21 protein-coding genes are annotated in these 26,080 nt (G+C 75.6%); 10 read left to right on the top strand and 11 right to left on the bottom strand.

Annotated features, from left to right (window positions below; genetic code table 11):
- Nucleotides 1-43 precede the first annotated feature (43 nt).
- Both HOP40_RS12760 and HOP40_RS12765 read right to left on the bottom strand, forming a co-directional pair.
- Nucleotides 44-1,240, bottom strand: coding sequence for an RNA polymerase sigma factor (locus HOP40_RS12760; RefSeq protein WP_172158045.1), 1,197 nt, complete (start codon nt 1,238-1,240; stop codon nt 44-46).
- A gap of 4 nt (nt 1,241-1,244) precedes the next feature.
- A complete protein-coding gene (locus HOP40_RS12765; RefSeq protein ID WP_240157779.1) occupies nt 1,245-1,634 on the bottom strand; it encodes a YciI family protein in 390 nt (129 codons plus the stop codon).
- 133 nt (nt 1,635-1,767) lie between these two features.
- Here HOP40_RS12765 and trpS point away from each other — a divergent pair, with 133 nt between their 5' ends.
- Nucleotides 1,768-2,787, top strand: a complete 1,020-nt coding sequence (gene trpS / locus HOP40_RS12770) for a tryptophan--tRNA ligase (protein WP_172158048.1) — start codon at nt 1,768-1,770, stop codon at nt 2,785-2,787.
- 26 nt (nt 2,788-2,813) lie between these two features.
- Nucleotides 2,814-3,911: an inner membrane protein YhjD gene (yhjD, locus tag HOP40_RS12775; protein ID WP_240157644.1), complete on the top strand. Its 1,098-nt coding sequence runs from the start codon at nt 2,814-2,816 to the stop codon at nt 3,909-3,911.
- Here yhjD and HOP40_RS12780 read toward each other — a convergent pair.
- Nucleotides 3,908-5,068 carry a D-alanyl-D-alanine carboxypeptidase family protein gene (locus HOP40_RS12780; protein WP_172158049.1) on the bottom strand — a complete coding sequence of 387 codons (1,161 nt, stop codon included), beginning with the start codon at nt 5,066-5,068 and terminating at the stop codon, nt 3,908-3,910. The genes yhjD and HOP40_RS12780 overlap by 4 nt on opposite strands.
- Nucleotides 5,069-5,309: 241 nt before the next feature.
- On the opposite strand from HOP40_RS12780, the gene HOP40_RS12785 reads away from it, so the two are divergent.
- The 6 genes from HOP40_RS12785 to HOP40_RS12810 all read left to right on the top strand — a co-directional run bounded on the left by HOP40_RS12785 (nt 5,310) and on the right by HOP40_RS12810 (nt 12,191).
- On the top strand, nt 5,310-6,440 hold the full coding sequence (locus HOP40_RS12785) for a BMP family lipoprotein (RefSeq protein WP_172158050.1): 1,131 nt from the start codon (nt 5,310-5,312) through the stop codon (nt 6,438-6,440).
- 131 nt (nt 6,441-6,571) lie between these two features.
- Complete coding sequence (locus HOP40_RS12790; protein WP_172158051.1) at nt 6,572-8,086, top strand: ABC transporter ATP-binding protein; 1,515 nt, start codon at nt 6,572-6,574, stop codon at nt 8,084-8,086.
- Nucleotides 8,083-9,174, top strand: a complete 1,092-nt coding sequence (locus HOP40_RS12795; RefSeq protein WP_420821802.1) for an ABC transporter permease — start codon at nt 8,083-8,085, stop codon at nt 9,172-9,174. Before HOP40_RS12790 ends, HOP40_RS12795 begins: the two co-directional genes overlap by 4 nt.
- Nucleotides 9,171-10,439, top strand: coding sequence for an ABC transporter permease (locus HOP40_RS12800; RefSeq protein WP_172158052.1), 1,269 nt, complete (start codon nt 9,171-9,173; stop codon nt 10,437-10,439). Before HOP40_RS12795 ends, HOP40_RS12800 begins: the two co-directional genes overlap by 4 nt.
- Nucleotides 10,432-10,824, top strand: coding sequence for a cytidine deaminase (locus HOP40_RS12805; RefSeq protein ID WP_172158055.1), 393 nt, complete (start codon nt 10,432-10,434; stop codon nt 10,822-10,824). Before HOP40_RS12800 ends, HOP40_RS12805 begins: the two co-directional genes overlap by 8 nt.
- A gap of 89 nt (nt 10,825-10,913) precedes the next feature.
- Nucleotides 10,914-12,191 (top strand): thymidine phosphorylase, encoded by a 1,278-nt coding sequence (locus HOP40_RS12810; RefSeq protein WP_172158057.1) that lies wholly within the window; start codon nt 10,914-10,916, stop codon nt 12,189-12,191.
- On the opposite strand, the gene HOP40_RS12815 is transcribed toward HOP40_RS12810, so the two are convergent.
- Nucleotides 12,136-13,278, bottom strand: coding sequence for a glycosyltransferase (locus HOP40_RS12815; RefSeq protein WP_172158060.1), 1,143 nt, complete (start codon nt 13,276-13,278; stop codon nt 12,136-12,138). The two genes, HOP40_RS12810 and HOP40_RS12815, sit on opposite strands and share 56 nt — an antisense overlap.
- Nucleotides 13,266-14,690 (bottom strand): FAD-dependent monooxygenase, encoded by a 1,425-nt coding sequence (locus tag HOP40_RS12820; protein WP_172158063.1) that lies wholly within the window; start codon nt 14,688-14,690, stop codon nt 13,266-13,268. The genes HOP40_RS12815 and HOP40_RS12820 overlap by 13 nt, the downstream gene beginning before the upstream one ends.
- A gap of 105 nt (nt 14,691-14,795) precedes the next feature.
- Here HOP40_RS12820 and HOP40_RS12825 point away from each other — a divergent pair, with 105 nt between their 5' ends.
- The gene (locus HOP40_RS12825; protein ID WP_172158066.1) at nt 14,796-17,564 is read left to right on the top strand and encodes an ATP-binding protein; all 2,769 of its coding nucleotides are present in this window, start codon (nt 14,796-14,798) and stop codon (nt 17,562-17,564) included.
- Here HOP40_RS12825 and HOP40_RS12830 read toward each other — a convergent pair whose 3' ends face one another.
- On the bottom strand, nt 17,565-18,644 hold the full coding sequence (locus tag HOP40_RS12830) for a PA containing protein (RefSeq protein WP_172158068.1): 1,080 nt from the start codon (nt 18,642-18,644) through the stop codon (nt 17,565-17,567).
- Between the two features lie 159 nt (nt 18,645-18,803).
- Between HOP40_RS12830 and HOP40_RS12835 the strand changes: the two genes are divergently transcribed.
- Entirely contained in the window at nt 18,804-19,892 is a 1,089-nt protein-coding gene (locus HOP40_RS12835; RefSeq protein WP_172158071.1) for an adenosine deaminase, read from the top strand.
- Between the two features lie 22 nt (nt 19,893-19,914).
- On the opposite strand, the gene HOP40_RS12840 is transcribed toward HOP40_RS12835, so the two are convergent.
- Genes HOP40_RS12840 through deoC form a run of 5 tightly spaced genes read right to left on the bottom strand, consistent with a single transcriptional unit; the run spans nt 19,915 to nt 26,005 of the window.
- The gene (locus HOP40_RS12840) at nt 19,915-21,153 is read right to left on the bottom strand and encodes a primosomal protein (RefSeq protein WP_172158074.1); all 1,239 of its coding nucleotides are present in this window, start codon (nt 21,151-21,153) and stop codon (nt 19,915-19,917) included.
- 26 nt (nt 21,154-21,179) lie between these two features.
- Nucleotides 21,180-22,064: an aldehyde dehydrogenase family protein gene (locus HOP40_RS12845; protein WP_240157645.1), complete on the bottom strand. Its 885-nt coding sequence runs from the start codon at nt 22,062-22,064 to the stop codon at nt 21,180-21,182.
- Nucleotides 22,065-22,085: 21 nt separating this feature from the next.
- Nucleotides 22,086-23,525, bottom strand: a complete 1,440-nt coding sequence (locus HOP40_RS12850; protein ID WP_172158077.1) for an ATP-binding protein — start codon at nt 23,523-23,525, stop codon at nt 22,086-22,088.
- Between the two features lie 57 nt (nt 23,526-23,582).
- Nucleotides 23,583-25,016, bottom strand: coding sequence for an aldehyde dehydrogenase family protein (locus HOP40_RS12855; protein ID WP_172158080.1), 1,434 nt, complete (start codon nt 25,014-25,016; stop codon nt 23,583-23,585).
- Entirely contained in the window at nt 25,016-26,005 is a 990-nt protein-coding gene (deoC, locus tag HOP40_RS12860) for a deoxyribose-phosphate aldolase (RefSeq protein ID WP_240157646.1), read from the bottom strand. Before deoC ends, HOP40_RS12855 begins: the two co-directional genes overlap by 1 nt.
- Between the last annotated feature and the right edge of the window lie 75 nt (nt 26,006-26,080).

Raw genomic sequence — 26,080 nt, forward strand, 5'->3', positions numbered from 1 at the left:
CGGAGGGGACGTCGGAGCCGGCGGCCCGGACCGGACACGGCCGTCAGAGCCGTTCGGCGCGCCCGTGCAGGTAGCGCTGCTGCGGCACGCTCGTGGTGAGGCGCGCGGCTCTGAGGTAGGCGGCGTGGGCGCCCTCGCGGTCGCCCGCGCTCTCCAGCAGGTGCGCCCGCACGGCGTGCAGGCGGTGGTCGTCCTCCAGCGGGAGGTCCTCGACCAGCGCGAGCCCGGCGCGCGGCCCGTCGACCATGCTCACGGCGACGGCGTGGTTGAGCCGGACGACCGGGGTGTCGGTGATCCGCAGCAGGACCTCGTAGAGCGCCCGGATCTGCGGCCAGTCGGTCTCCTCCGCGCTCGGGGCCTCGCCGTGCACCGCTGCGATCGCCGCCTGGAGCTGGTACGGGCCGACGCGACCGCGGGGAAGGGCCTCGCTGATCAGCGCGACGCCCTCGGCGATGGCGTCCGCGTCCCAGAGGCTGCGGTCCTGCTCGGCCATCGGCACCACCGCGCCGCCGGGGCCGGTGCGCGCCGGACGCCGGGCGTCGGTGAGCACCATCAGCGCCAGCAACCCCGCCACCTCCCCGTCCCGGGGCAGCAGCCGGCGCACGACCCGCGTCAGCCGGATCGCCTCGGCCGACAGCGCGGTGCGCACCAGGTGCGGCCCGGAGGTCGCGGTGTGACCCTCGTTGAACACCAGGTAGAGCACGTGCAGCACGGCCGCGAGCCGCTCGTCGCGCTCGGCGGCGCCGGGCATCCGGAACTCCCGGTCGGCGACGACCCGCTTGGCGCGACCGATCCGCCGCGCCATCGTCGCCTCGGGCACGAGGAACGCCCGGGCGATCTCGGCCGTGGTCAGGCCGCCGACGGCGCGCAGCGTCAGCGCGATCTGCGACGCGGGGGAGAGCGCCGGGTGGCAGCACAGGAACAGCAGGACGAGCGTGTCGTCGGCGTCCGGGACGGGTCCGGGTGACGCCGCCTCCACGAGCCGCGCGTCGGCCTCCTCGCGGCGGCGGCGCGCCTGCTCGGCGCGCAGCAGGTCGGTGAGCCGCCGCCCCGCCACCGTGATCAGCCAGCCCAGCGGGTGGTCCGGCAGGCCCTCGACGGGCCACTGCCGGGACGCGGCGAGCAGTGCCTCCTGCACCCCGTCCTCGGCGAGGTCGAAGTGGCCGTAGCGGCGGACGACCGCACCGAGCACCTGCGGGGCCAGGCGGCGCAGCAGGTCCTCGGTGGCGGTGGCGGTCACGGGGTCAGTCCAGGTCCTCGACGCCCTCGGCGACCGGGCGGACGTCGACGTACTCGCCCTCGCCGTCCGGGTCCAGCAGCCCGGACGCGATCTCGACCGCCCGGTCGTAGCTCGCGCACTCGACGATCGTGTAGCCGACGAGCACCTCCTGCGTCTCCGGGTAGGGCCCGTCGGTCACGGCCTTCACGCCGTCCCGCAGCTGCACCCGCCGGGCGTGCACGGGGGCGGACAGGCCCCGGGCGTCGACGAACTCGCCGCTGTCGACCAGTCCCTGGTGGTAGGTCCCCATGTGCTCGTGCATCGCCGCGACCTCCTCGGCGGACATCGGCGGCTTGCCGCCCGGGCGCCCGGCCATCGCGTCGTAGTCCTGCTGGGACCCGTAGAGCATGATCATGTACTTCACGGCTGCATCCTCCGCTCGTGTCGGCACCCGGCGGCGCCGCTCACCGGGGACGTCGGAGCCGCGGGCCCGCGCCGGACATCGTCCCGCAGGCGAACCCGTTCGACCCACCGGCCAGAATGACGTCATGAGCACGCCCACCGACCGCCGCCCCCGGGTGCTGTCCGGCATCCAGCCGACCGCCGACTCGTTCCACCTCGGCAACTACCTCGGTGCCGTGCGGCAGTGGGTGGCGCTGCAGGACGACCACGACGCGTTCTACTTCGTGCCCGACCTGCACGCGATCACCGTGGAGCACGACCCGGCGACGCTCGCCGACCGCACCCGCAACGGCGTCGCGCAGCTCCTGGCGCTCGGGCTCGACCCCGACCGCTGCACGGTGTTCGTGCAGAGCCACGTGCCCGAGCACAGCCAGCTCGGCTGGATCCTGGGCTGCCTGACCGGCTTCGGCGAGGCGAGCCGGATGACGCAGTTCAAGGACAAGGCCGCGAAGCAGGGCTCCGACCGCGCCACGGTCGGGCTGTTCACCTACCCGATCCTGCAGGCCGCCGACATCCTGCTCTACCACGCCGACCGCGTCCCGGTCGGCGAGGACCAGCGCCAGCACGTCGAGCTCACCCGCGACCTCGCGCAGCGGTTCAACTCCCGCTTCGGGAAGGTCCTCACGGTGCCCGAGCCGCACATCCTCGCCGGCACCGCGAAGATCTACGACCTGCAGGACCCCACGGCGAAGATGAGCAAGTCGTCCTCGACGCCTGCCGGGATCGTCAACCTGCTCGACGACCCGAAGGTGAGCGCGAAGAAGATCCGCTCGGCCGTCACCGACGCCGAGCGCGAGATCCGCTACGACGTCGCCGCGAAGCCGGGCATCGCCAACCTGCTCACGATCCACTCGTCGTTCAGCGGGCGCACGATCCCCGAGCTGGAGGCCGACTACGCGGGCCGCGGATACGGCGACCTGAAGAAGGACCTCGCGGAGATCGTCGCCGACTTCACTGCGCCGCTCGCGAAACGGGTACAGGCCTACATGGACGACCCGGCCGAGCTCGACCGGGTGCTCGCCCGCGGAGCCACCCGGGCGCGTGACGTCGCCGGCGCGACACTGGCGGCCGTCCACGACAAGATCGGGTTCCTGCCCCCGACCTGAACCGTGACGAGAAGGACGTGAGACGCGTGACTGCAGTCGTCGACGAGGACGCGGACACCGTCCGATCCCGGGCCGCCGAGGCGGAGGAGAAGAAGAAGGACGAGTCGGCGGAGCCGACGATGCTGGAGCGCTACCGCGCGAAGTACGAGTGGCTCGACCACCTCGTGCGCGCCGGTGCCCGCTACACCGACCGGCACGGCGACCACTACGCCGCGGCGATCACCTACTTCTCCGTGCTCGCGCTGTTCCCCCTGATCCTGGTGGCGGTGGCGGCGCTGGGCTTCGTGCTGTTCGTGCAGCCCGACCTGCTCGACCAGCTCAAGGCCGGGATCGCCGCGAACGCCCCCGCGGGGCTCGACCAGCTGATCAACCCGATCGTCGACAATGCGATCGCCTCCCGACGCACCATCGGGATCATCGGCCTGGTCGGCGCGCTCTACACCGGGATCGGCTGGATGTCGAACCTGCGCGAGGCGCTGTCGGAGCAGTGGGGCCAGCCGCCGACGGCCCCGGCGATCCTCAAGAAGACGCTGTTCGACCTGCTCACCCTCATCGGCCTGGGCGCCGCCATGGTCGGCTCGTTCGCGATCACCGGCCTCGCGTCGGGCTTCGCGAGCACGGTCCTGGAGTTCGTCGGCCTGGCCGAAGAGGGCTGGGCGCGGTTCCTGCTCGGCGTGCTGGGCGTCGTGCTCGGCCTCGTCGCCAACTGGCTGATCTTCCTCTGGGTGATCGCCCGGCTGCCCCGCGAGCACGCGACGCTGCGCAGCGCGGCCAAGGCGGCCGTGCTGGGCGCCGTCGGGTTCGAGGTGCTCAAGCAGGTCATGACCGTGTACCTGGCGTCGGTCACGGCCTCGCCGACCGGCCAGATCATCGGCCCGTTCATCGGCCTGATGGTGTTCGCGTTCTTCACCTCGCGCTTCATCCTGTTCGTCACGGCCTGGGCGGCGACGTCCCGGGAGAACGAGCAGGAGGAGCCGGTCGACGTGCCGGGGCCCGCGGTGATCCACTCCGAGGTCACGGTGCGGTCCGGGCCGGACGGGGCCACGGCCGCCGGTCTGGTCGGGGCCGGTGCGCTGGCCGGGCTGCTCGGCTTCGGGCTGCTGCGGGGGCGGCGGCGGGGCTAGCTCCTGCGGCGGACGAGCGCGGCTCCGGCTGCGAGGGCGACCAGCACGGCGACGCCGACCAGGACGAGCGGTCCGGCCGGCGCCGGGTCGTCGGGCGCCGGACGGCCCGGTTCCGGGGCGACGGCGGCGGGCGGCGCGGGCGGGGTGACGACCGGGACGGCCGGTGCCGCGGCCACCAGCGTCCCGACCGGTGCGACGCCCGCGGGCAGGGCGAAGCCGAGGTCGAGCAGGGCCGCCACCTGCGCCGTCATGGGCACGGGGGACTGCTCGCCGCGCACCAGTGCCACCACCAGCCGCCGCCCGTCGCGCTCCGCCGCCCCGACGAACGTGTGGCGCGCGGCGTCGGTGAACCCGGCCTTGCCGCCCAGCGCGCCGGGGTAGCGGCCGAGGAAGCGGCTGGAGTTGGACAGCTCGAAGCCGGGCACGTCGCCGTAGCCGGGGAAGGGGACCGAGAGCGTCGCGACGGTCCCGGCGAACAGCGGCTCGCGCATCGCCACCCGGAACAGCAGGGCCAGGTCGTACGCGCTCGACGCGCCGCCGGGGCCGTCGAGGCCGGACGGGGTGGCGGGACGGGTGTCCAGGGCGCCGAGCGCCCCGGCGGTGGCGGTCATCGCCGCCACGGTGGCCGCGTCCCCGCCCATCGCCCGGGCCAGTGCCGCCGCCGTGTCGTTGCCGGAGTTGAGCAGCATCCCGGCGAGCAGCTGGCGGACGGTGTAGCGGCCGCCGGGGCCGATGCCGGCGCGGCTGCCGTCGATGCGCAGGTCCTCGGCGGTGCCGTCGACGACGAGGTCCGGGTCGAGCTCGCGCAGCGCGACGATCGCGGTGAGCACCTTGATCGCCGACGCCGGCCGGTGCCGCGCGTGCGGGGCGCGGGCGGCGAGCACGGCGCCGGTGTCGAGGTCGGCGAGCACGAACCCGGCGACGCCGACCTCCGCGGGCACGGCGCCGCCCCCGGCCACCGCGTCGCCGCAGACGCCGAGCCCGCCCACCGGCTCGGCGGGCACCGGCAGCGCCGCCGCCGCCGGCCCGGCCAGCTCCTCGGCCGACGGGGGAGCGGGCGGTGCCTCCTGCCCCGGGCACCCGGTCCGGGCGTGCGCGGTGGCCGGCCCGCCGACCAGCAGCCCGACGACCAGCAGCACGGCTGCGACCCAGCGCACGGCCGCGGACTCTACGTCGTCCCACCGCCCCCACACCGTCGGCGACGGGCGCGATCACCGCGCGCGCAGGGCTCGCTCACCCACCGGAGCCGACGATTCGGTCACGGCCATGGTCAACGCCCACCCGCCCGGTTTACGGTTCCCCGTCGCGCGCACCGTCGCGCCGCTCCCAGGAAAGCCCGGGCCCACGAGGTGCACCGGCCGAAACAGGAGGCACCCTTCCGTGCGCAACAGACGAGGAATGGCACTGGCAGCCGCCGTGCTGAGCAGTGCGCTGGTCCTCGCGGGCTGTGCCCGTGACACCGGCTCCGCCCCCGCCGCAGGCGGCGGCGAGGAGGAGACCTGCGCACGCAACGCCGCGCCCGCGGTCGCCGGCGGCGCCGCCCCCAGCGCCGCCCCGCTCGCCCCGAACGCCGACGCGAGCGCGCTGCGCGTCGCGCTGGCCTACGACGTCGGCGGCCGCGGCGACCAGTCCTTCAACGACTCCGCCGCCGCGGGCCTCGAGCAGGCCATCAGCGAGATCGGCGTCGTGCGGGAGAACACCCGCGAGCTGGCCGCCGCCAACGGCGAGAGCGAGGACGCCCGCGCCACGCGGCTGCGCCAGCTCGCCACCGACGGCTTCAGCCCGGTCATCGCGGTCGGCTTCGCCTACAGCGAGGCGCTGACGACGATCGCCGCGGAGTTCCCCGACACCCAGTTCGCGATCATCGACTCCGTCGTCGACCTGCCCAACGTCACCAGCCTGACGTTCGCGGCCGAGCAGGGCTCGTTCCTGGTCGGCGCGGCGGCGGCGCTGCGCACCACGAGCTGCCAGATCGGCTTCGTCGGTGGCGTCGAGGTCCCGCTGATCCAGGCCTTCGAGGCCGGCTACGTCGCGGGAGCCAAGGCGGTGGCCCCGGACATCGAGGTCGACGTCGACTACATCTCCCCGGCCGGCGACTTCTCCGGCTTCAACGACCCGGCCCGCGGCACCGAGGTCGCCCGCGGCCAGCTCGACGGCGGCGCCGACGTGGTCTACCACGCGGCGGGCGGTTCGGGTCAGGGCGTGTTCGAGGCGGTGGCCGCGGCCACCACGCCGGACGCCCCGAAGTTCGCGATCGGCGTCGACTCCGACCAGTACAACACCGTGGCCGCGCCGGTCAACGAGGTCATCATGACCTCGATGCTCAAGCGCGTCGACGTGGCGGTCTTCAACTACGTCAACGCGGTCGCCGCCGGTGACCTCGCGGTCATCCCGCCGGCGTTCGACCTGTCCGTCGACGGCGTCGGCTACTCCACCACCGGTGGCGGCGTCGACGACCTCGTGCCGGACCTGGACGCCTACAAGGCGGCGATCGTCAACGGCGACATCACGGTCCCGTCGACGCCGTGAGACCGCGCCGCCCCGCTCCGGCCCGCTGACGGCCGGGGCGTGGCGGCTCCGTCCGTGAGGCATCATCGCCGTACGCGGGGGGCCGGGGCCGATCGCCCCGGCCCCCCGACGTACGTCCGAGAGGGAGAGCCATGACGGAGTACGCCGTCGAGCTGGCCGGGATCACGAAGCGCTTCCCGGGGGTGGTCGCCAACAGCGACATCCACCTGGCGGTGCGCCGCGGCGAGGTGCACGCGCTGTGCGGCGAGAACGGCGCCGGCAAGTCCACGCTGATGAAGATCCTCTACGGGATCCAGCAGCCCGACGAGGGCACGATCACCGTCGACGGCGAGCAGGTGCGGTTCCGCTCGCCCGCCGACGCGATCAAGGCGGGCATCGGCATGGTGCACCAGCACTTCATGCTCGCCGACAACCTCACCGTCGCCGAGAACATCCTGCTCGGCGCCGAGGCCCAGCTCGGGATCGGCGCGAAGGCGCGCGCCCGGATCACCGAGCTGGCGCGCACGGTGGGCCTCGACGTCCGCCCCGACCTGCTCGTCGAGCGCCTCGGCGTGGCCGACCGGCAGCGCGTCGAGATCGTCAAGGTCCTCTACCGCGGGGCGCGCACGATCATCCTGGACGAGCCGACGGCCGTGCTGGTGCCCCAGGAGGTCGACGACCTGTTCGCCACCCTGCGCGGCATGCGCGCCGAGGGCTTCACGTTCCTGTTCATCTCCCACAAGCTCGACGAGGTGCGCGCGATCGCCGACGCGATCACGGTGATCCGCCGCGGCACCAGCGTCGGCACGGCCGACCCGAAGACGGTCACCAGTCGCAAGCTGGCGGAGATGATGGTCGGCAGCGAGCTGCCCAGCCCGCAGACGGGCGCGTCGACGGTCACCGATCGCGAGGTGCTGCGCGTCAGCGGCCTCGCGCTCGACTCCGACGACGGCGGTCGCCCGCTGCTCTCCGACGTCGACCTCGTCGTGCGCGCGGGCGAGGTGCTCGGCATCGCGGGCGTCGAGGGCAACGGGCAGACCGAGCTCGTCGAGACGATCATGGGGATGCGCCGGGCCGTGGGCGGCACGATCACGTTGTCAGGCGCCGACATCACCCGCGCCGGCACGCTCGCCCGCCGCGAGGCCGGCATCGGCTACATCCCGGAGGACCGCACCCGGCACGGCCTGCTCGCCTCGCAACCGCTGTGGGCCAACCGGATCCTGGGCCACCAGAGCCGCCCGCCGGTCTCGCGCGGCGGCCTGATCGACCGCGAGGCCGCGCGGCGCGACACGCAGCGGATCATCGAGCAGTTCGACGTCCGCACGCCCGGTGTCGACGTCGCCGCCGCCGCGCTGTCGGGCGGCAACCAGCAGAAGCTCGTCGTCGGCCGCGAGATGTCCGGCGAACCGGTGCTGCTGATCGCCTCGCACCCGACCCGGGGCGTCGACGTCGGTGCGCAGGCGGGCATCTGGGAGGTGCTGCGCCGGGCCCGCGCCGACGGGCTCGCGGTGCTGCTCATCAGCGCCGACCTGGACGAGCTGATCGGCCTGTCCGACACGATCAAGGTGATGCTGCGCGGGCGCCTGGTGGCCGACGCCGACCCCGCGACCGTCACGCCCGAGGAGCTGGGAGCCGCCATGACCGGTGCCGACGGAGCGGCCGCATGAACGTGGCACGGATCCGCACGGCCCTCCTGCCGCCCGTCCTCGCGATCCTGTTCGCGGCCGCGCTGTGCGCCGTCGCGCTCGTCATCAGCGGGGCGTCCCCGCTGACGGCGCTGGGCGCGATGGTCGGGCAGGTCGGGCAGGGCACCACCGCCGTCGACATCATCAACAGCGCGGCCATCTACTACATCGTCGCGCTGGCCGCGGCGATCGGCTTCCAGATGAAGCTGTTCAACATCGGCATCGAGGGCCAGTACCGGCTCGCGGCCTGCGTGGCCGCGATCGTCGGCGGGGCGCTCGTCCTGCCGCCCGTCGTGCACACAACGGTGATCATCCTGACGGGCGTGCTCGTCGGCGCGGTCTGGGCCGGGATCCCCGCGCTGCTCAAGGCCTACCGCGGCGTCAGCGAGGTCATCTCCACGATCATGCTGAACGCGGTGTCGCTCGGCCTGATCGCGTTCCTGATCCGGCCCGACTCGTTCGGCGTGCTGCAGGGCAACAACATCTCGACGGCCCCGATCGAGCCGAGCGGCCAGTTCCCCGGCATCCCGACCGGCGCGGGCACGATCTTCGGCATGGTGTTCGTGGCCGCCGCGCTCGGACTGGGCTACTGGTTCCTGCTCAACCGCACGCGGTTCGGCTTCGAGCTCACGGCGTCCGGTGAGTCGCCGACGGCGGCCACGGCGGGCGGTGTCAACGCCAAGCGGATGGTGATCATCGCGCTGGTGCTGTCGGGTGCGGTCGCCGGGCTCGCGGGCCTGCCCGAGGTGCTGGGCCGCGACTTCGCCTACACGCTGACCTCCCCGCAGGGCTACGGCTTCACCGGCCTCGCGGTCGCGCTGCTGGGCCGCAACAACCCCGTCGGCATCGCGTTCGGTGCGGTCCTGTGGGCGTTCCTGGACAAGTCGGCGCTCGCGCTCGACAACGTCGGCGTCCCCCGCGACATCGTCCTGATCATGCAGGGCTCGGTCGTGCTGTCGGTCGTCGTCGCCTACGAGATCGTGCGCCGCTACGAGCTCGCGGCCGAGCAGCGGCGGGTGGCCTCGCAGCTGCGCGGTACCACCACCCCGCAGAAGGAGCCGGTGGCATGAGCACGGCCACGCAGAACCCCCCGAAGGCCGGCGCGGCCGTCCGCGGCCGCTTCGGCGCCCTGCCCGGCTGGGCCCGCTCGGCGATCGTCGTCGCGGTCGGCGTCGGGCTGCTGTCGATCACGGCCACGCAGACGGGGCAGATCCAGCTGACCTCCAGCGGCACCACACAGGCCGCCGTGCGGCTGCTGCTGCCGATCCTGTTCGCCGCGCTGGGCGGGCTCTGGGCCGAGCGCGCGGGCGTCATCAACATCGGGCTCGAGGGCATGATGATCCTCGGGACCTGGGGCGCCGCATGGGCCGGCTACCAGTGGGGCCCGTACGCGGCCGTCGTCGGCGGGCTGGTGTTCGGCGCGCTCGGCGGGCTGCTGCACGCCGTCGCCACGGTGTCGTTCGGCGTCAACCACATCGTCTCCGGTGTCGCGATCACGCTGCTGGGCCTGGGCGTCACGAAGTACCTGTCGACGCTCGTGTTCTTCCCGGTCTCGCAGAACCCGCGCCAGAGCCCGCGCGTCGAGGCGTTCGAGACGTTCTCGGTGCAGCCGCTGGCCGACTGGCTCCTCGCGCTCGAACGGGAGCAGCGGGTGGTGCTCTCCGACGTGGCCGGGCTGCTCGGCGGCCTGCTGTCCGGGCTGACCCCGCTCGTCGTCCTCGGGTTCGTGCTGGTGCCCGCGAGCTACCTCCTGCTGTGGCGCACCAGCTTCGGGCTGCGGCTGCGCTCGTGCGGGGAGAACCCGGTGGCGGCGGAATCCCTCGGCGTGCAGGTCTACACCTACAAGTACGTCGCGCTGCTCATCTCCGGCGGGCTCGCCGGGCTCGGCGGCGCGGCGCTCACGCTCAACCCCGGGCAGCTGGGCTACCTGGAGGGGCAGACGGGCGGCCGCGGCTACATCGGCCTGGCCGCCATGATCTTCGGCAACTGGCGGCCCGGCGGGCTGCTCGCCGGCTCGGCGCTGTTCGGCTACGTCGACGGCGTGCAGCTGCGCGCGGGCGGCGAGGCCGTGCACGCGCTGCTGTACGGGGCGTCGCTCCTCGCGGTCGGGCTGGCGGTGCTGTGGGCGGTGCGGCGGCGCTGGCGGACGGCGCTGGTCGCGCTCGTCGCCGGGGCCGCGGTGTACGCGGTGTACTACTCGACCGAGACGGTGCCGCGCGAGTTCGCGTCGTACGCCCCGCAGATCGTGACGCTGCTCGTGCTGGCCGTGGCGTCGCAACGACTGCGCCCGCCCGCCGCGGTGGGCGTCGAGTACCGGAGGGGCGAGGGTGACTGATCCCGACTGGGCCGCGCTGCGCACGGCGGCCGTCACGGCGGCGGGGTCGGCGTACGCGCCGTACTCGCACCTCGACGTGGGCGCCGCGGCGCTGTGCGACGACGGGCGCGTCGTCACCGGCTGCAACGTCGAGAACGCCTCCTACGGCCTGGGGCTGTGCGCGGAGTGCACGATGGTCGGCCAGCTCCGGCTCACCGGCGGGGGCCGGTTCGTCGCGGTGGCGTGCCGGTCGGGCACGGGCGAGCTGCTCATGCCGTGCGGGCGGTGCCGGCAGGTGCTCTACGAGTTCGGCGGTCCCGACTGCCTGCTCGACACCCCGCGCGGGATCCTGCCGCTGAGCGAGATCCTGCCGGACGCGTTCGGCCCGGAGCACCTGCCGACCTGACCCGTTCTCGAAATCCCGCGAGTCGCGGTCTCGTTGCGCGCGAGTCGGGGTGTGACGGCGCGCGGGTCGGGCGGCGCTACGGTCGGCACATGACCTTCAGCGCCGTCGACGTCATCACCGCCAAGCGCGACGGCGGGCGCCTGTCCGACGAGCAGATCGACTGGGTGGTCGCCGCCTACACGCGCGGCGACGTGGCCGACGAGCAGATGTCGTCGCTCGCCATGGCGATCCTGCTCAACGGCATGGACACCCCCGAGATCGCGCGCTGGACCCAGGCGATGATCGACTCCGGCGAGGTCCTGTCCTTCGGCGACCTCGGCCGCCCGCTGGTGGACAAGCACTCCACGGGCGGCGTCGGCGACAAGATCACGCTGCCGCTCGCACCGCTCGTCGCGGCCTGCGGGGCGGCCGTGCCGCAGCTGTCGGGGCGGGGGCTCGGCCACACCGGCGGCACGCTGGACAAGCTGGAGGCGATCCCCGGCTGGCGCGCGTCGCTGTCGCTGGAGGAGATCGCGGCGCAGCTCGCGTCGGTCGGCGCCGTCATCTGCGCGACGACCCCGACGCTCGCCCCGGCCGACCGCAAGCTCTACGCGCTGCGCGACGTCACCGGCACCGTCGAGTCGATCCCGCTGATCGCCAGCTCGATCATGAGCAAGAAGATCGCGGAGGGGACGGGCGGGCTCGTGCTCGACGTCAAGACCGGGTCGGGGGCGTTCATGAAGACCCTCGACCGCGCCCGGGAGCTCGCCGCGACGATGGTCGGCATCGGCTCTGCCCACGGCCTCGCGACGACCGCGCTCGTCACCGACATGTCGGTGCCGCTGGGGCGGGCGGCGGGCAACGCGCTGGAGGTCGCGGAGTCGGTGGAGGTGCTGCGCGGTGGCGGGCCGGCCGACGTCGTCGAGCTGACGGTGGCGCTGGCGCGGGAGATGCTGGCGCTGGCCGGGATCACGGGCGTCGACCCGGCGGAGGTGCTCGCCTCCGGCGCCGCGTACCCGGTGTGGGAGGCCATGATCGCGGCGCAGGGCGGCGACCCGTCGGCGGCGCTGCCGGTGGCCTCGCACGTCGAGACCGTGACGGCCGACCGGTCGGGCACCTTCGTCCCGGACGCCCTCGCCGTCGGCGTGGCCGCGTGGCGGCTGGGGGCGGGCCGGGCGCGCAAGGAGGACGCCGTCCAGGCCGGGGCCGGGGTGCTGCTGCTCGTCGACCCGGGCGACGAGGTCACCGCCGGGCAGCCGGTGCTGGAGCTGCACACCGACACCCCCGACGCCGTCGCCGGGGCCCGGGCGGCGCTCGACGGCGGCCTGCGGATCAGCGCCGAGCCGACCCCGCGGCCGCGGCTGCTGCTCGACGAGGTGCGCGCGTAGCGCCCAGCGCCTCCCAGTCGACGGCGTCGGGGCCGGGCATCGCGGCGATCTCCCGCCGGAGCCCGTCGGCCGCGGCCGCGAAGCCCGGACCGGCCAGCAGCCGGGCCGCGGCGGCGGCCACCGCGGCGGGCGTGACGGCGCCGGGCCCCAGCACCAGACCGGCCCCCGCGCCGGCCAGCGCCGCCGCGTTGCCCGGCTGGTCGGCGCCCTGGGGCAGGACCAGCTGCGGCAGCCCGTGCGCGGCCGCGCCGAGCAGGATCCCGGCGCCGCCCTGCGACACGACCAGCCGGCAGCGCGGCAGCAGCAGCGCGTGCGGCAGGTAGGGCCGTGCCAGCACCTGCGGCGGCTGCGGGCCGAGCACGGACGGGTCGGTGCCCGGCCCGGTGGTGACGACGACGTTCACCGGCAGCCGGAGCAGCCCGTCCAGGGCCGCGGCGAGCACGTCGGACGCGCCGTGGAACACCGTCCCGAGCGTCAGGTGCACCGTGTCGGCGTGCGGCAGCCGCTCCAGCGCCGCGGGCAGCCGGTCACCGGCCGTCGCGTCTCCCGTGGCGGGGCGCAGCGGCCGGGCGTGCGGCCACGACCGCGGCCCGGGCGGACGCAGCGCCGGCGGGGCGATCTCGAGGTACTCCGCCCGCCACACCCGTTCCGCCGCGTCGTCGACGCCGTGCCGCGCGCCGAGCGCGTCGAGGGCGGGGGCGAGGGCGTCCCGGATCGGCTGCGGCGGCATGAGCCCGAGGCCGTGCACGGCGTGGCGGGCCCCGGTCGCGGCGGCGACCACACCCGCGGCGAGCTCGGTCTCCTCGCCGATCACGAGGTCGGGGCGCCACCGCAGCGCCCGCGCGACGAGGTCGTCGGCCCGGGGGCGGGCCGACGCCACGAACTGCGCCAGCCAGCCCTCGGGACTGGCCGCGAGCCGGTCCGGGCCCACAGCCCACGTGACGAGCCCGCGCCGCGCCACGTGCGGCACGCGCGCACCACCCGTGGCGACGACGGTCTCGTGCCCGGCGCGCCGCGCGGCCAGGGCGAGCGGCAGAACGGTGTTGACGTGCCCGTACAGCGGGCAGGCGGTGATCAGGACGCGCACGGCAGGACCTCCTCGTCGGCGTGGCCCAGCGCGGCGGCGACGGCGCCGGGCAGCGCGGCCGGCTCGGTGCCGCGCCACGCGGGCACGCCGTCGGGGCGCACCAGCAGCGCGCCGCCGTCGGGCAGCTCCAGCGCGCCCGTCGGGTCGTCGACCGGTACCGCGCGCAGGGCCGGGCTGGTGCGGGACACCGCGGCAGCGGCCGCCGCCCAGTCGTGGCCGGGCCGGGTGAGCAGGACGAACCCGTCGCCGACCAGGTCGAGCGTGGAGGACCGGACCCCGCGCGAGCGGACCGGGGCGTGCGGGATCCGCCCCGCGACGTCCTCGGCGGCGCGGTCGGCCGGGAGCTCGGCCGTCCGCAGGGAGCGGCGCGCCAGCAGCGCGTCGACCGGGCGGCGCTCGGCCTCGTACCCGTCCAGCAGCGCCTCGCCCGCGGTCCCGTCCGCGACGAGCGCGAGCCGCCACCCGAGCGCGAACCCGTCCGCGATCGCGGCGTTGAGGCCCATGCCGTTGACCGGGGTCATCGGGTGCGCCGCGTCGCCGACGAGGAAGCCGGGACCGGCGCGGAAGGCCGTGGCCAGCGCGGCGGCCATCGTGAACGGGTACACGCCCAGCACCTCCAGGTCGAGGTCCGGAGCGTCCGCGGCGAGCCGGACGCGCTCGCGGATTCGCTCGGGGGTCCACTGGTCCGGGTGCTCGCCGCGCTCCGCGGACCACTCCTGGGCGAAGATCCAGCGGCCGCCGCCCGCCGGGAGCACCAGCCCGGCTCCCGCCGTCTCCCGGACGACGTGGATCGGGAAGCGGTGCTCGCCGACGACGCGGTCGAGGTCGGCCCGCAGCAGGACGCTCACCCAGGAGCCGAGCTCGCCGAGCGGCTCCATCGCGATGCCGAGCCGCTCGCGGACGCCGCTGCGGCTGCCGTCGGCGCCGACGACGAACCGGGCGCGCACGGTGCGCGGCCCGACCCGGGCGCGGACGCCCGCCGGCCCGACGGACTGCAGCACGGCCGCCTCGCCGGTGACGATCGTGCCGCCGAGCGCGCGCAGGTGCGCGGCCAGCAGCGGCTCGAGGTGGTCCTGGGGGCAGCAGCCGGGCAGCTCGGGGGTGAGTCGCAGCAACCGCCGCAGCGGCGGGTAGCCGCTGCTCTCGATGTGGTGGTCGGGATCGGGGAGGGTCCGGCAGATCCGGACGTCCGGACGGACGGGGACGCCTGCGGCGCGCACGGCGCCGGCCAGGCCCCAGCCGCGGAGGATCTCCATGGTGCGGACGGACAGGTGGGTGGCGCGGGGTACGGAGGATGGAGCGGCGCGGCGCTCGACGAGGAGGACGCGCGCGCCCGCCCGGGTGGCGGTGATCGCGGTGGCGAGGCCGGCGGGGCCGGCGCCGACCACGAGCAGGTCGTAGTGGTGTTCCATGCCGCAGAGCCTGGCTCCGCGCGGCTCGTGCGCCGTCCGTACCGGCTACGGAGATAGCCGCGGAACGGGCTCGCCAGGCGGCGCGGGAGGGTCTTTCATGGGCGGGTGCACCCGCCGTCGCCGATGGTCGGCCGCGCCGCCGAACTGGCTCTGCTGCGTGCGCGCGTCGACGCCGCGGGCCGCGGCGAGGGGGGCGCGGTGCTGGTGACGGGCGAGGCCGGGATCGGCAAGTCCCGCCTCGTCGCCGAGGCCACCGCACGGGCCGCGGCGGCCGGGCGCACCGTGCTCGTCGGGTGCGCCGTCGACGGCGGAGGCACGTTCCGCGCCGTGGCCGAGGCGCTGGCCGGGCCGCTGCGCGTGCTGCGCGACCCGGCCCCGCCGCTGCGCGCGGCGCTGGCCCGCCTCGTCCCGGGCTGGGCGTCGGGGCCGGTCGAGTGGGAGCCGCAGGTCGATCCCGCGGTGCTGCTCGGCGAGGCCGTCCTCGCGCTGCTGCACGGCGCCGGGCCCGGGTGCGTGCTGGTGCTGGAGGACCTGCACTGGGCCGACGTCGACACGCTGCGGCTGGCCGGCTACCTCGCGCGCGCCGTGCCGGCCGCCGGGGTGCTGCTGCTGCTCACGGCCCGCGACGACGGTCTGCCGGCGCCCGAGCTGGCCCGGCTCACGGCCGATCCCGGCGTCCGCACCGTGCCGCTGCACAGGCTCGAACCGGCGTCGGTGGCGGCGCTGGCCGCCTCCCGCCGCGGCGGTGCCGCGCTGCCCGCGCCCGCGCTGCGCGCCCTGGTGGCCCGGGCCGACGGCCTGCCGCTGCTCGTGGAGGAGCTGGCCGAGGACGGGGGGCCGGACGTGCCGCCGTCGCTCGCCGCGCTCGTCGCGGCCCGGCTGGCCGCGCTCGGGCCGGCGGAGCGGGCCGTCGTCACCGCGGCGGCGGTGGCCGGCGACCCGGACGTGCCGGTGCTCGCCGCCGTCACCGGCACGGCCGACGCGGCGGTCGTCGCGGCGCTGCGGGCGGCCACCGAGCGCGGGCTGCTGCGCCCGGAGCCGGGCGGGCTGCGGTGGCGGCACGCGCTGACCCGCGAGGCCGTGCTCGCCGGGCTGCTGGCTCCGGAGCGCGCGCTGCTCGCCGCCCGGACCGCGGAGGTGCTGGAGGCCCGCGGCAGCGCCGACGACCACGCGCTCGCCGCCGACCTGCACCTCGTCGCCGGGCGCCCGGACCGGGCGGCCGACGCGTTCCTCGGGCTCGCCCGCGCCGACACCGCCCGCGGCGCACTGCACAGCGCCGTCGCGCTCCTGTCCCGTGCCGCTGCGACGGGACGGCGCCCCGTGGCGGTCGCCGTGGAGCGCGTCGGCGTGCTGAGCAGGCTCGGCCGGGTCGTCGAGGCCCGCGCCGTCGGGTCGGCGGCCCTGCGGGACGGGACGGTGACCGGCGACGACCACGCCGAGCTGTGCCTGCTCCTGGCCCGGGCCGCGGTGGGCGCGGGGGAGTGGGCGGCGGCCGAGGAGTACGTGGCGCGGGCGGGACGGCCCGCCGACCCCCGGTCCCTCGTGCTCCGGGCGGACGCGGCGTACGGCGCGGGCGACGCCGGGCGGTCCACCGGGTTGGCCGCCGCCGCGGTGCACGCCGCCGAGACCGCGCTGGCCGCCCGACCGGGCTCGGCGCAGGCCGCGGCGACGCTGTGCGAGGCGCTCGGCGTGGCCGCGCGCCGGGCGATGGTCGACGACCTCGACCGGGCCTCCATGCTCCTGCGCCGCGCCGTGCAGATCGCCGGCGAGCACGGGCTGGCGCCGTGGGAGGTCGAGGCGCTGTTCCACCTGGGCGCCGCCGAGCTGATGGCGGGGGACCCGGTGGCGCCGTCACTGGCGGCCGCCCGCGAGCTGGGCTCGCGCACGGGCGCCCTGCTGCCGGCGGTGCAGGCGCGGCTGCTCTCCGCCGAGGCGGCGCTCCACGTCGACGGCCCGCGGGCGGGCCTGCCGCGTGCGCGAGAGGCCGGGGAGGAGGCGGGCCGGCTGGGACTGACCCGCTTGCAGGCGATGGCCGAGCTGGTGTCGGCCGGGCTCGCGGCGCTGGCCGACGAGCCGCTGCAGGCCGGGGCGCTGCTCGCCGCCGCGCGGGGGCGGGCGGCGGTGCCGCGCGAGGTCGAGACGCTGCACCCGATGGTCGACGGCCTCACGGCGCTGCTCGACCACGACCTGCCGCGCGCCGCGCGGTCCGTCGACGCCGGGGTGTCGGCGCTGATGCCCCACGGCTCCGCCGCGTCGACGGGGTTCTTCGGGCTGTGGATCCTGCTGCGCACGCTGGTCGCGGACCGCGACGCCGAGGCGCGCGCGGCGCTGCGCGCGCACCACGCCGTCGTCACCCGGGTGAACCGGGCGGGGCTGACCTACGCGGAGGCCGTCGTCGCGGGCCGCGAGGGGCGGGCCGACGACGCGGTGCGCCTGTTCGCCGGGGCCGACGCGGCACTGGCGCGGCTGCCGTGGTGGAACCGGCTGCTCCGCTCGCTCGTCCTGGAGGCCGCCGTCGCCGACGGGTGGGGCGACCCGGTGCCCCTGCTGCGGGCCGACCTCGCCGAGCACGAGCGCGCCGGCGCCGACAAGCTGGCCCGGACCTGCCGCGACCTGCTGCGCCGCGCGGGCTCCCCGACCCGTCGCCGCGGCGCCACGCACGTCCCGGCCGCCCTCCGCGCGCGGGGCGTCACCAGCCGTGAGGTCGACGTCCTCGCGCTGGTGGCGGGCGGGCTGAGCAACGCCGAGGTGGCCGACCGCCTGTTCGTCTCGCCGCGCACGGTGGAGACGCACGTGGCGCACCTGCTGGCCAAGACCGGTGCCGCCGACCGCACCCAGCTCCGCGCCTGGGTCGGCCCGGCCCGGCCGGGCTGACTACTCGTCGTCGGGGTCGTCGGTGACCGTGTCGCCCGCGGACGCCCCGTTCGACGACTTCACCGTGACCTTGCGGGCCCGGCGCTGGCTCGGGCGGGGCGGCGGGGGCGGGGACTGCGGCTGGCCGCCGCGGCCCAGGATGAGCTCCGCGAACGTGGCCATGGCCTCGTCGAGCTGCCCGGCGTTGCGCCGCTCGGACTCCTCGTTGGCCCGCTCCACCAGCCCGCGCACCGCCGCGGCGTCGGGGCGCTCCACCAGCACGGCGTCGATGCGGCCGAGCTTCTCGTCGAGGCGGCCGTCGAGCGAGCCGAACTTGCCGTCGACGGCCTTGTCCAGGTGCTCGAGGCGGTCGGTCACGGCCTGGTCGACGACGTCGAGCCGGTTCGCGAGCGCCTCCAGGCGCTGGGCGAGGGCGTCGAGCGGCTCCGTCGGGTCGACGGCGGGACGCGCGGCGAGGTCCTCCAGGCGGCGGTGCAGGCCGACGCTGGTGTCGCCGAGCAGGTTGCGCAGGCCCTCGCCGGTCTCGTCGAACGCGCGGGAGGCGCCGTCGAGCTGCTCGCGGACGACGCGCTCGACGCCGTCGATCCGCTCCTTGATCGGGGTCCCGACCGAGGACGGCATGGCGTCGAGGCGCATCTCGTGGCGGTCGAGGCGGTTGTCGAGGTCGTCGAGGCGCTTGTGCAGGCCGCCGAGGCGGTCGTCGAGCCCGTCCATCCGGCCGGAGATGCCCTCCATGCGCCCGGCCACCCCGTCGAGCCGCCCGTCGAGCTGGGCGAACGGCTTCGCCAGCTTGTCGGGCAGCGACTCCAGCGCGCGCAGCACGGTGGCCAGCGTGGCGTCCTGCTGGTCGAGCTTCGCGACGGTCTCGTCGAGCCGCTCGGCCAGGACGCTGACCTCGGTGCGGTCGGGCAGCTCGGTCAGCCGCTTGCGCACGGTGCCGAGCGCGTCGAGCGCGGCGAGGCGGGCGTGGATCTCGTCGAGGGAGTCGAAGATCTGCTGCTGCTCGCTGTCGCGGATCTCCGCGGCGCGCACCAGCATGCCGCGCATGCGGTCGAACGACTGGATCGAGTCATTGCTCATGGCGGCGGGGAGCTTCCTCTGAGCGGGCGGGGAGCACTCAGCGTAGCGAGAGCTGTGGATCACTCGTCCGCGGCTCCCCGTTCGGAGGTGCGCTCGCTCGTTCGGAGCAGTGCGCCCGCCCGGCGGAGGCCCCGTGACGTGGTGTTCTAGCGTGCACGCGTGGCCGTACCCCTGAACCTCGAGACCGTCCGTGACGCCCCCAAGGTGCTGCTCCACGACCACCTCGACGGCGGGTTGCGCCCGGCGACCGTGGTCGACCTCGCGGAGGCGGTCGGTTACTCCGCGCTGCCGACCACCGACGTCCCCGCGCTGGGCCGCTGGTTCCTCGAGGCCGCGCACTCGGGGTCGCTGGTGCGCTACCTGGAGACCTTCGGGCACACGGTCGGCGTCATGCAGACGGCGGACGCGCTCGTCCGCGTGGCCGCCGAGTGCGCGGAGGACCTGGCCGACGACGGCGTCGTCTACGCCGAGGTGCGCTTCGCCCCCGAGCTGCACGTCGAGGCCGGTCTGGAGCTCGCGGCCGTCGTCGAGGCGGTGCTGGAGGGCTTCCGCGCCGGCGCGGCCCGGGCGGCGCAGCGCGGCCGGCGGATCCGGGTGGGCTGCCTGCTCACCGCGATGCGCCACGCCGCCCGCAGCCGCGAGATCGCCGAGCTGGCGATCCGCTACCGCGACACCGGCGTCGTCGGCTTCGACATCGCCGGCGCCGAGGCCGGCTTCCCGCCCACCCGCCACCTCGACGCGTTCGAGTACGTCCGCCAGCAGAACGGGCACTTCACGATCCACGCGGGCGAGGCGTTCGGGCTGCCCTCCATCTGGGAGGCGCTGCAGTGGTGCGGGGCCGACCGGCTCGGCCACGGCGTGCGCATCGTCGACGACATCGCCGTCGACGACGACGGCGGCGCGACGCTGGGCCGCCTCGCCGCCTACGTCCGCGACATGCGCATCCCGCTGGAGATGTGCCCGACGTCGAACCTGCACACCGGCGCGGCGCGCTCGCTGGCCGAGCACCCGATCGGCCTGCTCGCGAAGCTGCGGTTCCGGGTCACGGTCAACACCGACAACCGGCTGATGTCCGACGTGTCGATGAGCCGGGAGATGACCGCGCTGGCCGAGACGTTCGGCTACGGCTGGGCCGACCTGCAGTGGTTCACCGTCAACGCGATGAAGTCGGCGTTCATCGGGTTCGACGAGCGCCTCGCGCTGATCGACGACGTGATCAAGCCCGGGTACGCCGCGCTGCAGGCGTAGCCGTCGCGACACCCGGCCGGGTTCAGTGGACGTGCAGGCGGGCCGAGAGGTCGTCGACCAGCGCGCGGAACCGCTCGGACTCCCGGTCGAACGGGGCGCTGGGCGCCAGCCGGGTCGGGTTCGGCCGCACGACGAACGACACGAGCCAGCCCAGCGGCTGGTTCTCGGCCAGCGCCTCGGCCGGCTCGTCGTCGCCCGCCCACTCGGCGACGTCGCGGATCAGCTCGACGGCCCGCTCCAGCTGGGAGGCGTCGACGGCCAGGACGCCCTCGCCGATGTCGTCGGCCAGCCCGGTGAGGACGTAGGTGTCGAGCGGGTCGACCTCGACCTCCAGCTCGCCGACCCCGGCCCTGTCGACGACCTCGGACCAGGTGGACGCCGTGGTCAGGTCGTGGCCGTCGGCGCCGTCCTCGGCGACCCAGCGCGTCAGGGCGCGCTCGCTGCCGAAGACCTCGATCGTGCCGCCCGAGCCCAGGAACAGCGGGGCGTCGTCGATGAAGCAGCGCAGCGTCACGAACTCGCCGTCGCGGGTGGTGATCCGGATCGGGTGGATGCCGACCTCGTCCCAGAAGCCCGCGGGCGCGTCCGGGTCGACGTCGTCCTGCTCGTCCTGCTCGTCGGTGTCGTCGGCGGGCAGCAGGGCGTCGGCGGGGGCCGGCGCGGCCTCCGCGACCTCCTCCTTCCGCGCCGCCGCGAGCGCCGCCGCGTCGACGTCGGGGGTGTCGACGAGGTCGTCCAGCGCGTCGATGACGTCGTCCCAGCGCTCCGCGATGACGCCGACGAGCTGGGCCCACAGCCGCCCGCCCTCGCGCCCGACGAACGGCAGCGTGCCCTGGTGGAGCAGCCCGAACCCGGGAGCGGAGTCGAGGACCTCGGTGACGACGTCGAGCTCGCACACGTCGGCGATCGAGCGGACCATCCCGACGATCTCGTGCAGCTCGCCGATCGTCCACTGGTCGGCCTCCTCGGCCGCCAGCTCCGGGACGCCGATGACGTCGTAGGTCTGCGTCTCCTCGGGCGTCAGCTCGGCGACGGAGAGGTCGGGGACGACCGACCAGGCCGGGTGGTCGACGAGGTCGTGCTCCCGCGCGGTGCGGACGAACGCCGCCAGCTGCGCGACCTCGGGGAAGGCGAACAGCGCGTCGTCGTCACCGAGGAAGGCCTCCCACTCCTCGCCGTCCTCGCGCCACCGCGGCGCCCAGAGCGTGACGAGGTCGCCCTCGGTCAGGGAGAGCTGGATCGGGACGATGTCGCTGGCCACGGCACGGAGCCTAGGACCCGGTGCGGTCAGCGACCCACGGGGTGCCACACGGTCTTGATCTCGGTGAAGGCCCGCAGCCGGGCCGTGCCCGGTGCGCGCGCGTGGTCGGGCTCGGCGGCCGGCCGGGGCAGGACCCGCTTGACGGTGCCGGCCGCGGCGCGCTCGCACGCGACCGCGAGCTCGCCGTCGGCCCCGGCGAGGTCCAGCGCCGCGACGTCGCCGTGCGCGGCGAGCCACGGCGCGAGCTCCGCGGTGGAGCCGGTGAGGATGTTGACGACGCCGCCCGGGACGTCGGAGGTGGCGAGGACCTCGCCGAGCCCGACCGCGGGCAGCGGCCGCTCCTGGCTCGCCACCACGACGGCGGTGCAGCCGGTGGCCAGCACCGGTGCGAGGACGTCGACCAGCCCGAGCAGCGACGACGCCTGCGGCGCCAGCACGCCGACCACCCCCGTCGGCTCCGGGGCCGACCAGTTGACCAGCGGCCCCGCCACCGGGTTCACCGAGCCCAGCACGGAGGCGATCTTGTCGGTCCAGCCCGCGTACCAGACCCAGCGGTCGATCGCGGCGTCCACGACGCCGCCCGCCTGCCGCCGCGTGCCGCCCTCGGCCGCCACCACGTCGTCGACGAACTGCCCGTGGCGGGCCTGCACCATCTCCGCGACGCGGTAGAGCACCTGCCCACGGTTGTAGGCCGTGGCCCCCGACCACCCGCCGAACGCCGCCCGGGCCGCGCCCACGGCGTCGCGGACGTCCTTGCGGGAGGCCAGCGCGGCGTGCGCCAGCAGCCGGCCCTCCCGGTCGGACACCGGGTAGCTGCGCCCCGACTCCGACCGCGGGAACGCCCCGCCCACGTACAGCTTGAACGTCTTGGCGACCGGCAGGCGGCCGTCGGCGGCGGGGGAGAGGGTCACGCAGCGAGGGTACGTCCGCGCCTACCTCCAGGCGTCGACGACGTCGTCGGCCGTCCACAGCACGGCGCCGAGGTCGAGCCCCGGCTCGGTGCCCGACAGCGACACGACCACCGTCCCGGTAGCGGCGGGATCGTGTCCGGGGACCGCGGTGGCGGCGCGCCGCAGCGCGGCGAGGTCGTGCCGGTCGAACGGCGTGCCGAGCCACTTCACCGACCCCACGAACCCGATGCTCCGCGCGACCGGACCCCGGTCGGCGCCGACCAGGTCGACCTCGGGGTCGAACTGCCGGTTCCACCACCCGCCGACGACCCGCACGTCCGGGAACGGCAGGCGGCCGTCGGCGGCCGCCAGTTCGAGCGACTGACGGACCAGGGGTTCCACAGCGCGCCCGCGCCAGGACGTCCAACGGCGCCGGACGAGCTCGATCGCGGTGCCGGGCCGCCCGCGTCGGCTCAGCTCGTGGGCCTCGCGGAGCATCGCCAGGTACAGGCGCAGGCTCGGATCGGCGACGCGGTAGAGCGCGGGTCGCCCGGGCCGGACGGCCAGCGGCTCGTCGACGGCGAGGACGCGCTTGTCCGCCACGAGCCGCCCCAGCAGCGGCGACAGCGAGCCGGAGGGCACGGGCGAACGCCCGCCGCCGGCCGCGGCGGCGATCGTCGCGTGCGTGCGCTCGCCGCTCCCGACGGCTTCGAGCACCCGGCGGGCCTGGTCCGGGAGCGGGAACTCGGCGAGCAGGGACGACTCGGGCACCCCGAACACCGCGGACGCCGGGTCGTCGCACTCCTGCTCGAGGAACGCCAGGGCGGGCAGCCCGTGCGGCCAGCTCCGGAGGATGCCGGGCAGCCCGCCGGACACCAGGTGCGCGTCGACCGCGTCGGCTCCGGTGAGCCCGGTCGCCCGTCCGGTCTCGGCGACCGTCAGCGGGTCGAGGACAAGGGTGTCGGCCCGGCCGTAGAACGGCTGGTCGTGTGCGGTCAGGCGGTCCATCATGTGCACGTCGCTGCCCAGCAGGAGCAGGAGCACCGGTCGGCGCACGAGCAGGCGGTCCCACGCGTTCTGCAGGGCGCCGTCGAACAGCGGGTCCTGCTCGGCGAGCCACGGCAGCTCGTCGAGCACGACGATCGTCGGCCGGTCGGGCAGAGCCGTGGCGAGCGCGCGGAACGCGTCGGGCCAGCCCCCGGCCGCGGCGGGCTGGAGCTCGGGGTCGGCGCCGATCCCCGAGCTCCGCAGGTCGGCCAGGAACTGGGTCACGGCCTCGACGGGCGACGCCCCCTTGATCGCGGCGCTGAACACGTACGGGACCCCGGCGCGGTCGCAGAACTCCTGCACGAGCCGGGACTTGCCCACCTGCCGACGTCCGCGCAGCGTCAGGGCAGCACCCGCTCCCGTCGTCCGCACGCGGTCGAGCCGCTTGGCCAGCAGGCCCAGCTCCCGCTGCCGCCCGACGAACCGGCTCGCCATCGCCCACCTCGCTCGCGTCTACGTAGATGATAGCTACATAGATGGGCGGCAGGCGGATCAGGCGTCGAGGTAGGCCTCCAGGCCGATCCGGCCGCCCTCCCGGCCGAAGCCGGACTCCCGGTAGCCGCCGAAGGGGGACGTCGGGTCGAAGCGGTTGAAGGTGTTGGTCCACACCACCCCGGCGCGCAGGCGCTGCGCCGTCCACATCGCCTTCGCGCCCTTCTCGGTCCAGATCCCCGCCGACAGACCGTAGGGCGTGTTGTTCGCCTTGGCCACGGCCTCCTCCGGCGTGCGGAACGTCAGCACCGACAGCACCGGCCCGAAGATCTCCTCGCGCGCCACCCGCATCGTCTGCTCGACGCCCGAGAACACCGTCGGCGGGAAGAACAGGCCGCGCTCGGGGAGCGGGCAGGAGCTGGTCCAGCGCTGGGCGCCCTCGGCGTCGCCCGCGGCGGCGAGGTCGACGATCCGGTCGAGCTGGGCGCGCGAGTTGATCGCGCCGACGTCGGTGTTCTTGTCCAGCGGGTCGCCCACCCGCAGCGTCTCGATCCGCCGCAGCAGCAGCTCGGAGAACTCCTCGGCGATCGACTCCTGCACCAGCAGCCGCGATCCCGCGCAGCAGACGTGGCCCTGGTTGAAGAAGATCCCGTCGACGACGCCCTCGACGGCCTGGTCGATCGGCGCGTCGTCGTAGACGATGTTCGCCGCCTTGCCGCCGAGCTCCAGGGTGAGCCGGCGGCCGGTGCCCGCCAGGCGCTGCTGGATCTGCTTGCCGACGTCGGTGGAGCCGGTGAACGCGACCTTGTCGAGCCCCTCGTGCCCGACCAGCGCCGCGCCGACGTCCCCGGCGCCGGGCAGCACGTTGAGCACGCCCGCGGGCAGCCCGGCCTCGGCGGCGATCTCGGCGAGCACGAGCGCGGTGAGCGGCGTGGTCTCGGCGGGCTTGAGGACGACCGTGTTGCCGCACGCCAGCGCGGGCGCGATCTTCCAGGTGGCCATGAGCAGCGGGAAGTTCCACGGGATCACCGCCCCGACGACGCCGACGGGTCGCGGGTCGGGCCCGAGGCCCGCGTAGCCGAGCTTGTCGGCCCAGCCCGCGTGGTGGAACAGGTGCGCCGACGCGGTGGGCACGTCGATGTCGCGGGACTCGCGGATCGGCTTGCCGTTGTCGAGGGTCTCCAGGACGGCGAGCTCGCGGCTGCGCTCGGCGACGATCCGCGCGATGCGGAACAGGTACTTGGCGCGCTCGGCGCCCCGCATCGGGCCCCACGTCGTCTCCTGCGCCCGGCGGGCGGCCGCCACGGCGGTGTCGACGTCCTGCGCGGACGCGGTGCCGACCTCCGCCAGCACCTCCTCCGTGGCCGGGTTGACGGTCTTCAGCGGCTCGCCCCCGCCGTCGACGAACGCGCCGTCGACGAAGGGCCGGTAGCTCGGCCGCAGCTGCGCGAGCGCGGCGGACTCCGGTGCGGGCGAGTACTCCCAGGTGGCCATCAGGCGTTCCCGATCCGGTCGGTGCTCTCGTAGTGGCCCAGCGCCTGGGTGCGGCGCTGGCGCAGCAGGTCGCCCAGCAGCGACGACGCCCCGAACCGGAACAGCTCCGGCGTCAGCCACTCCGGGCCGGCGACCTCGTGCACGGCCACCAGGTGCTTCACGGCGTCCTTCGCGGTGCGGATGCCGCCCGCGGCCTTGACCCCGCGCCGCTCGCCGGTGGCGCGGTGCCAGTCGCGCACGGACTGCAGCAGCACCTGCACGACGGGCAGCGTCGCGGCGGGGGAGATCTTGCCCGTGGAGGTCTTGACGACGTCGGCGCCCGCGAGCAGCGCGAGCCACGCCGCGCGGCGGACGTCGTCGTACCCGGCCAGCTCGCCGGTCTCCAGGATGACCTTGAGGTGCGCCCGGGAGGAGTCGTCACTGCCGCAGGCCGCCCTCACGGCCACGATCTCGTCGAACACCTGGCCGTAGCGCCCGCTGAGCCACGCCCCGCGGTCGATCACCATGTCGATCTCGGACGCGCCCGCGTCGACGGCCAGCGCCGTGTCGGCCAGCTTCACCGCGCGCGAGGAGCGGCCGGACGGGAACGCGGTGGCGACCGCGGCGACCGTGACGCCGGACCCCCGCAGCGCCTCGACCGCGACGCCCGCGAGGTCGGGGTACACGCAGACGGCCGCCACGGGCGGGACGTCGGGGTGCCCGGGGTCGGGACGGCGGGCCTGCGCGCACAGGGAGCGGACCTTGCCGGGGGTGTCGGAGCCCTCCAGCGTCGTCAGGTCGATCATCGAGATCGCCGTGTCGAGCGCCTGGAGCTTGGACTCCTTCTTGATGCTGCGGGTGGCCAGCGCGGCCGAGCGCCGCTCGAGGCCGACCTGGTCGACGCCGGGCAGCCCGTGCAGGAACCGGCGCAGTGAGGCGTCGTCGCGCACGGCGTCGGTGAGCTCCGCTGCGCGCGACCCGGTGCGTGGGGCCGGAACGGTCGTCGTCACGGAGCCACTGTAGGCCGGGATCCCCCGCGCGCGTCCCGGATGTGCCGCGCCCGCCGCGCGGGAGGGGCGGCGGGC

The sequence above is a fragment of the Pseudonocardia broussonetiae genome (assembly GCF_013155125.1).
Taxonomy (GTDB): Bacteria; Actinomycetota; Actinomycetes; order Mycobacteriales; family Pseudonocardiaceae; genus Pseudonocardia; species Pseudonocardia broussonetiae.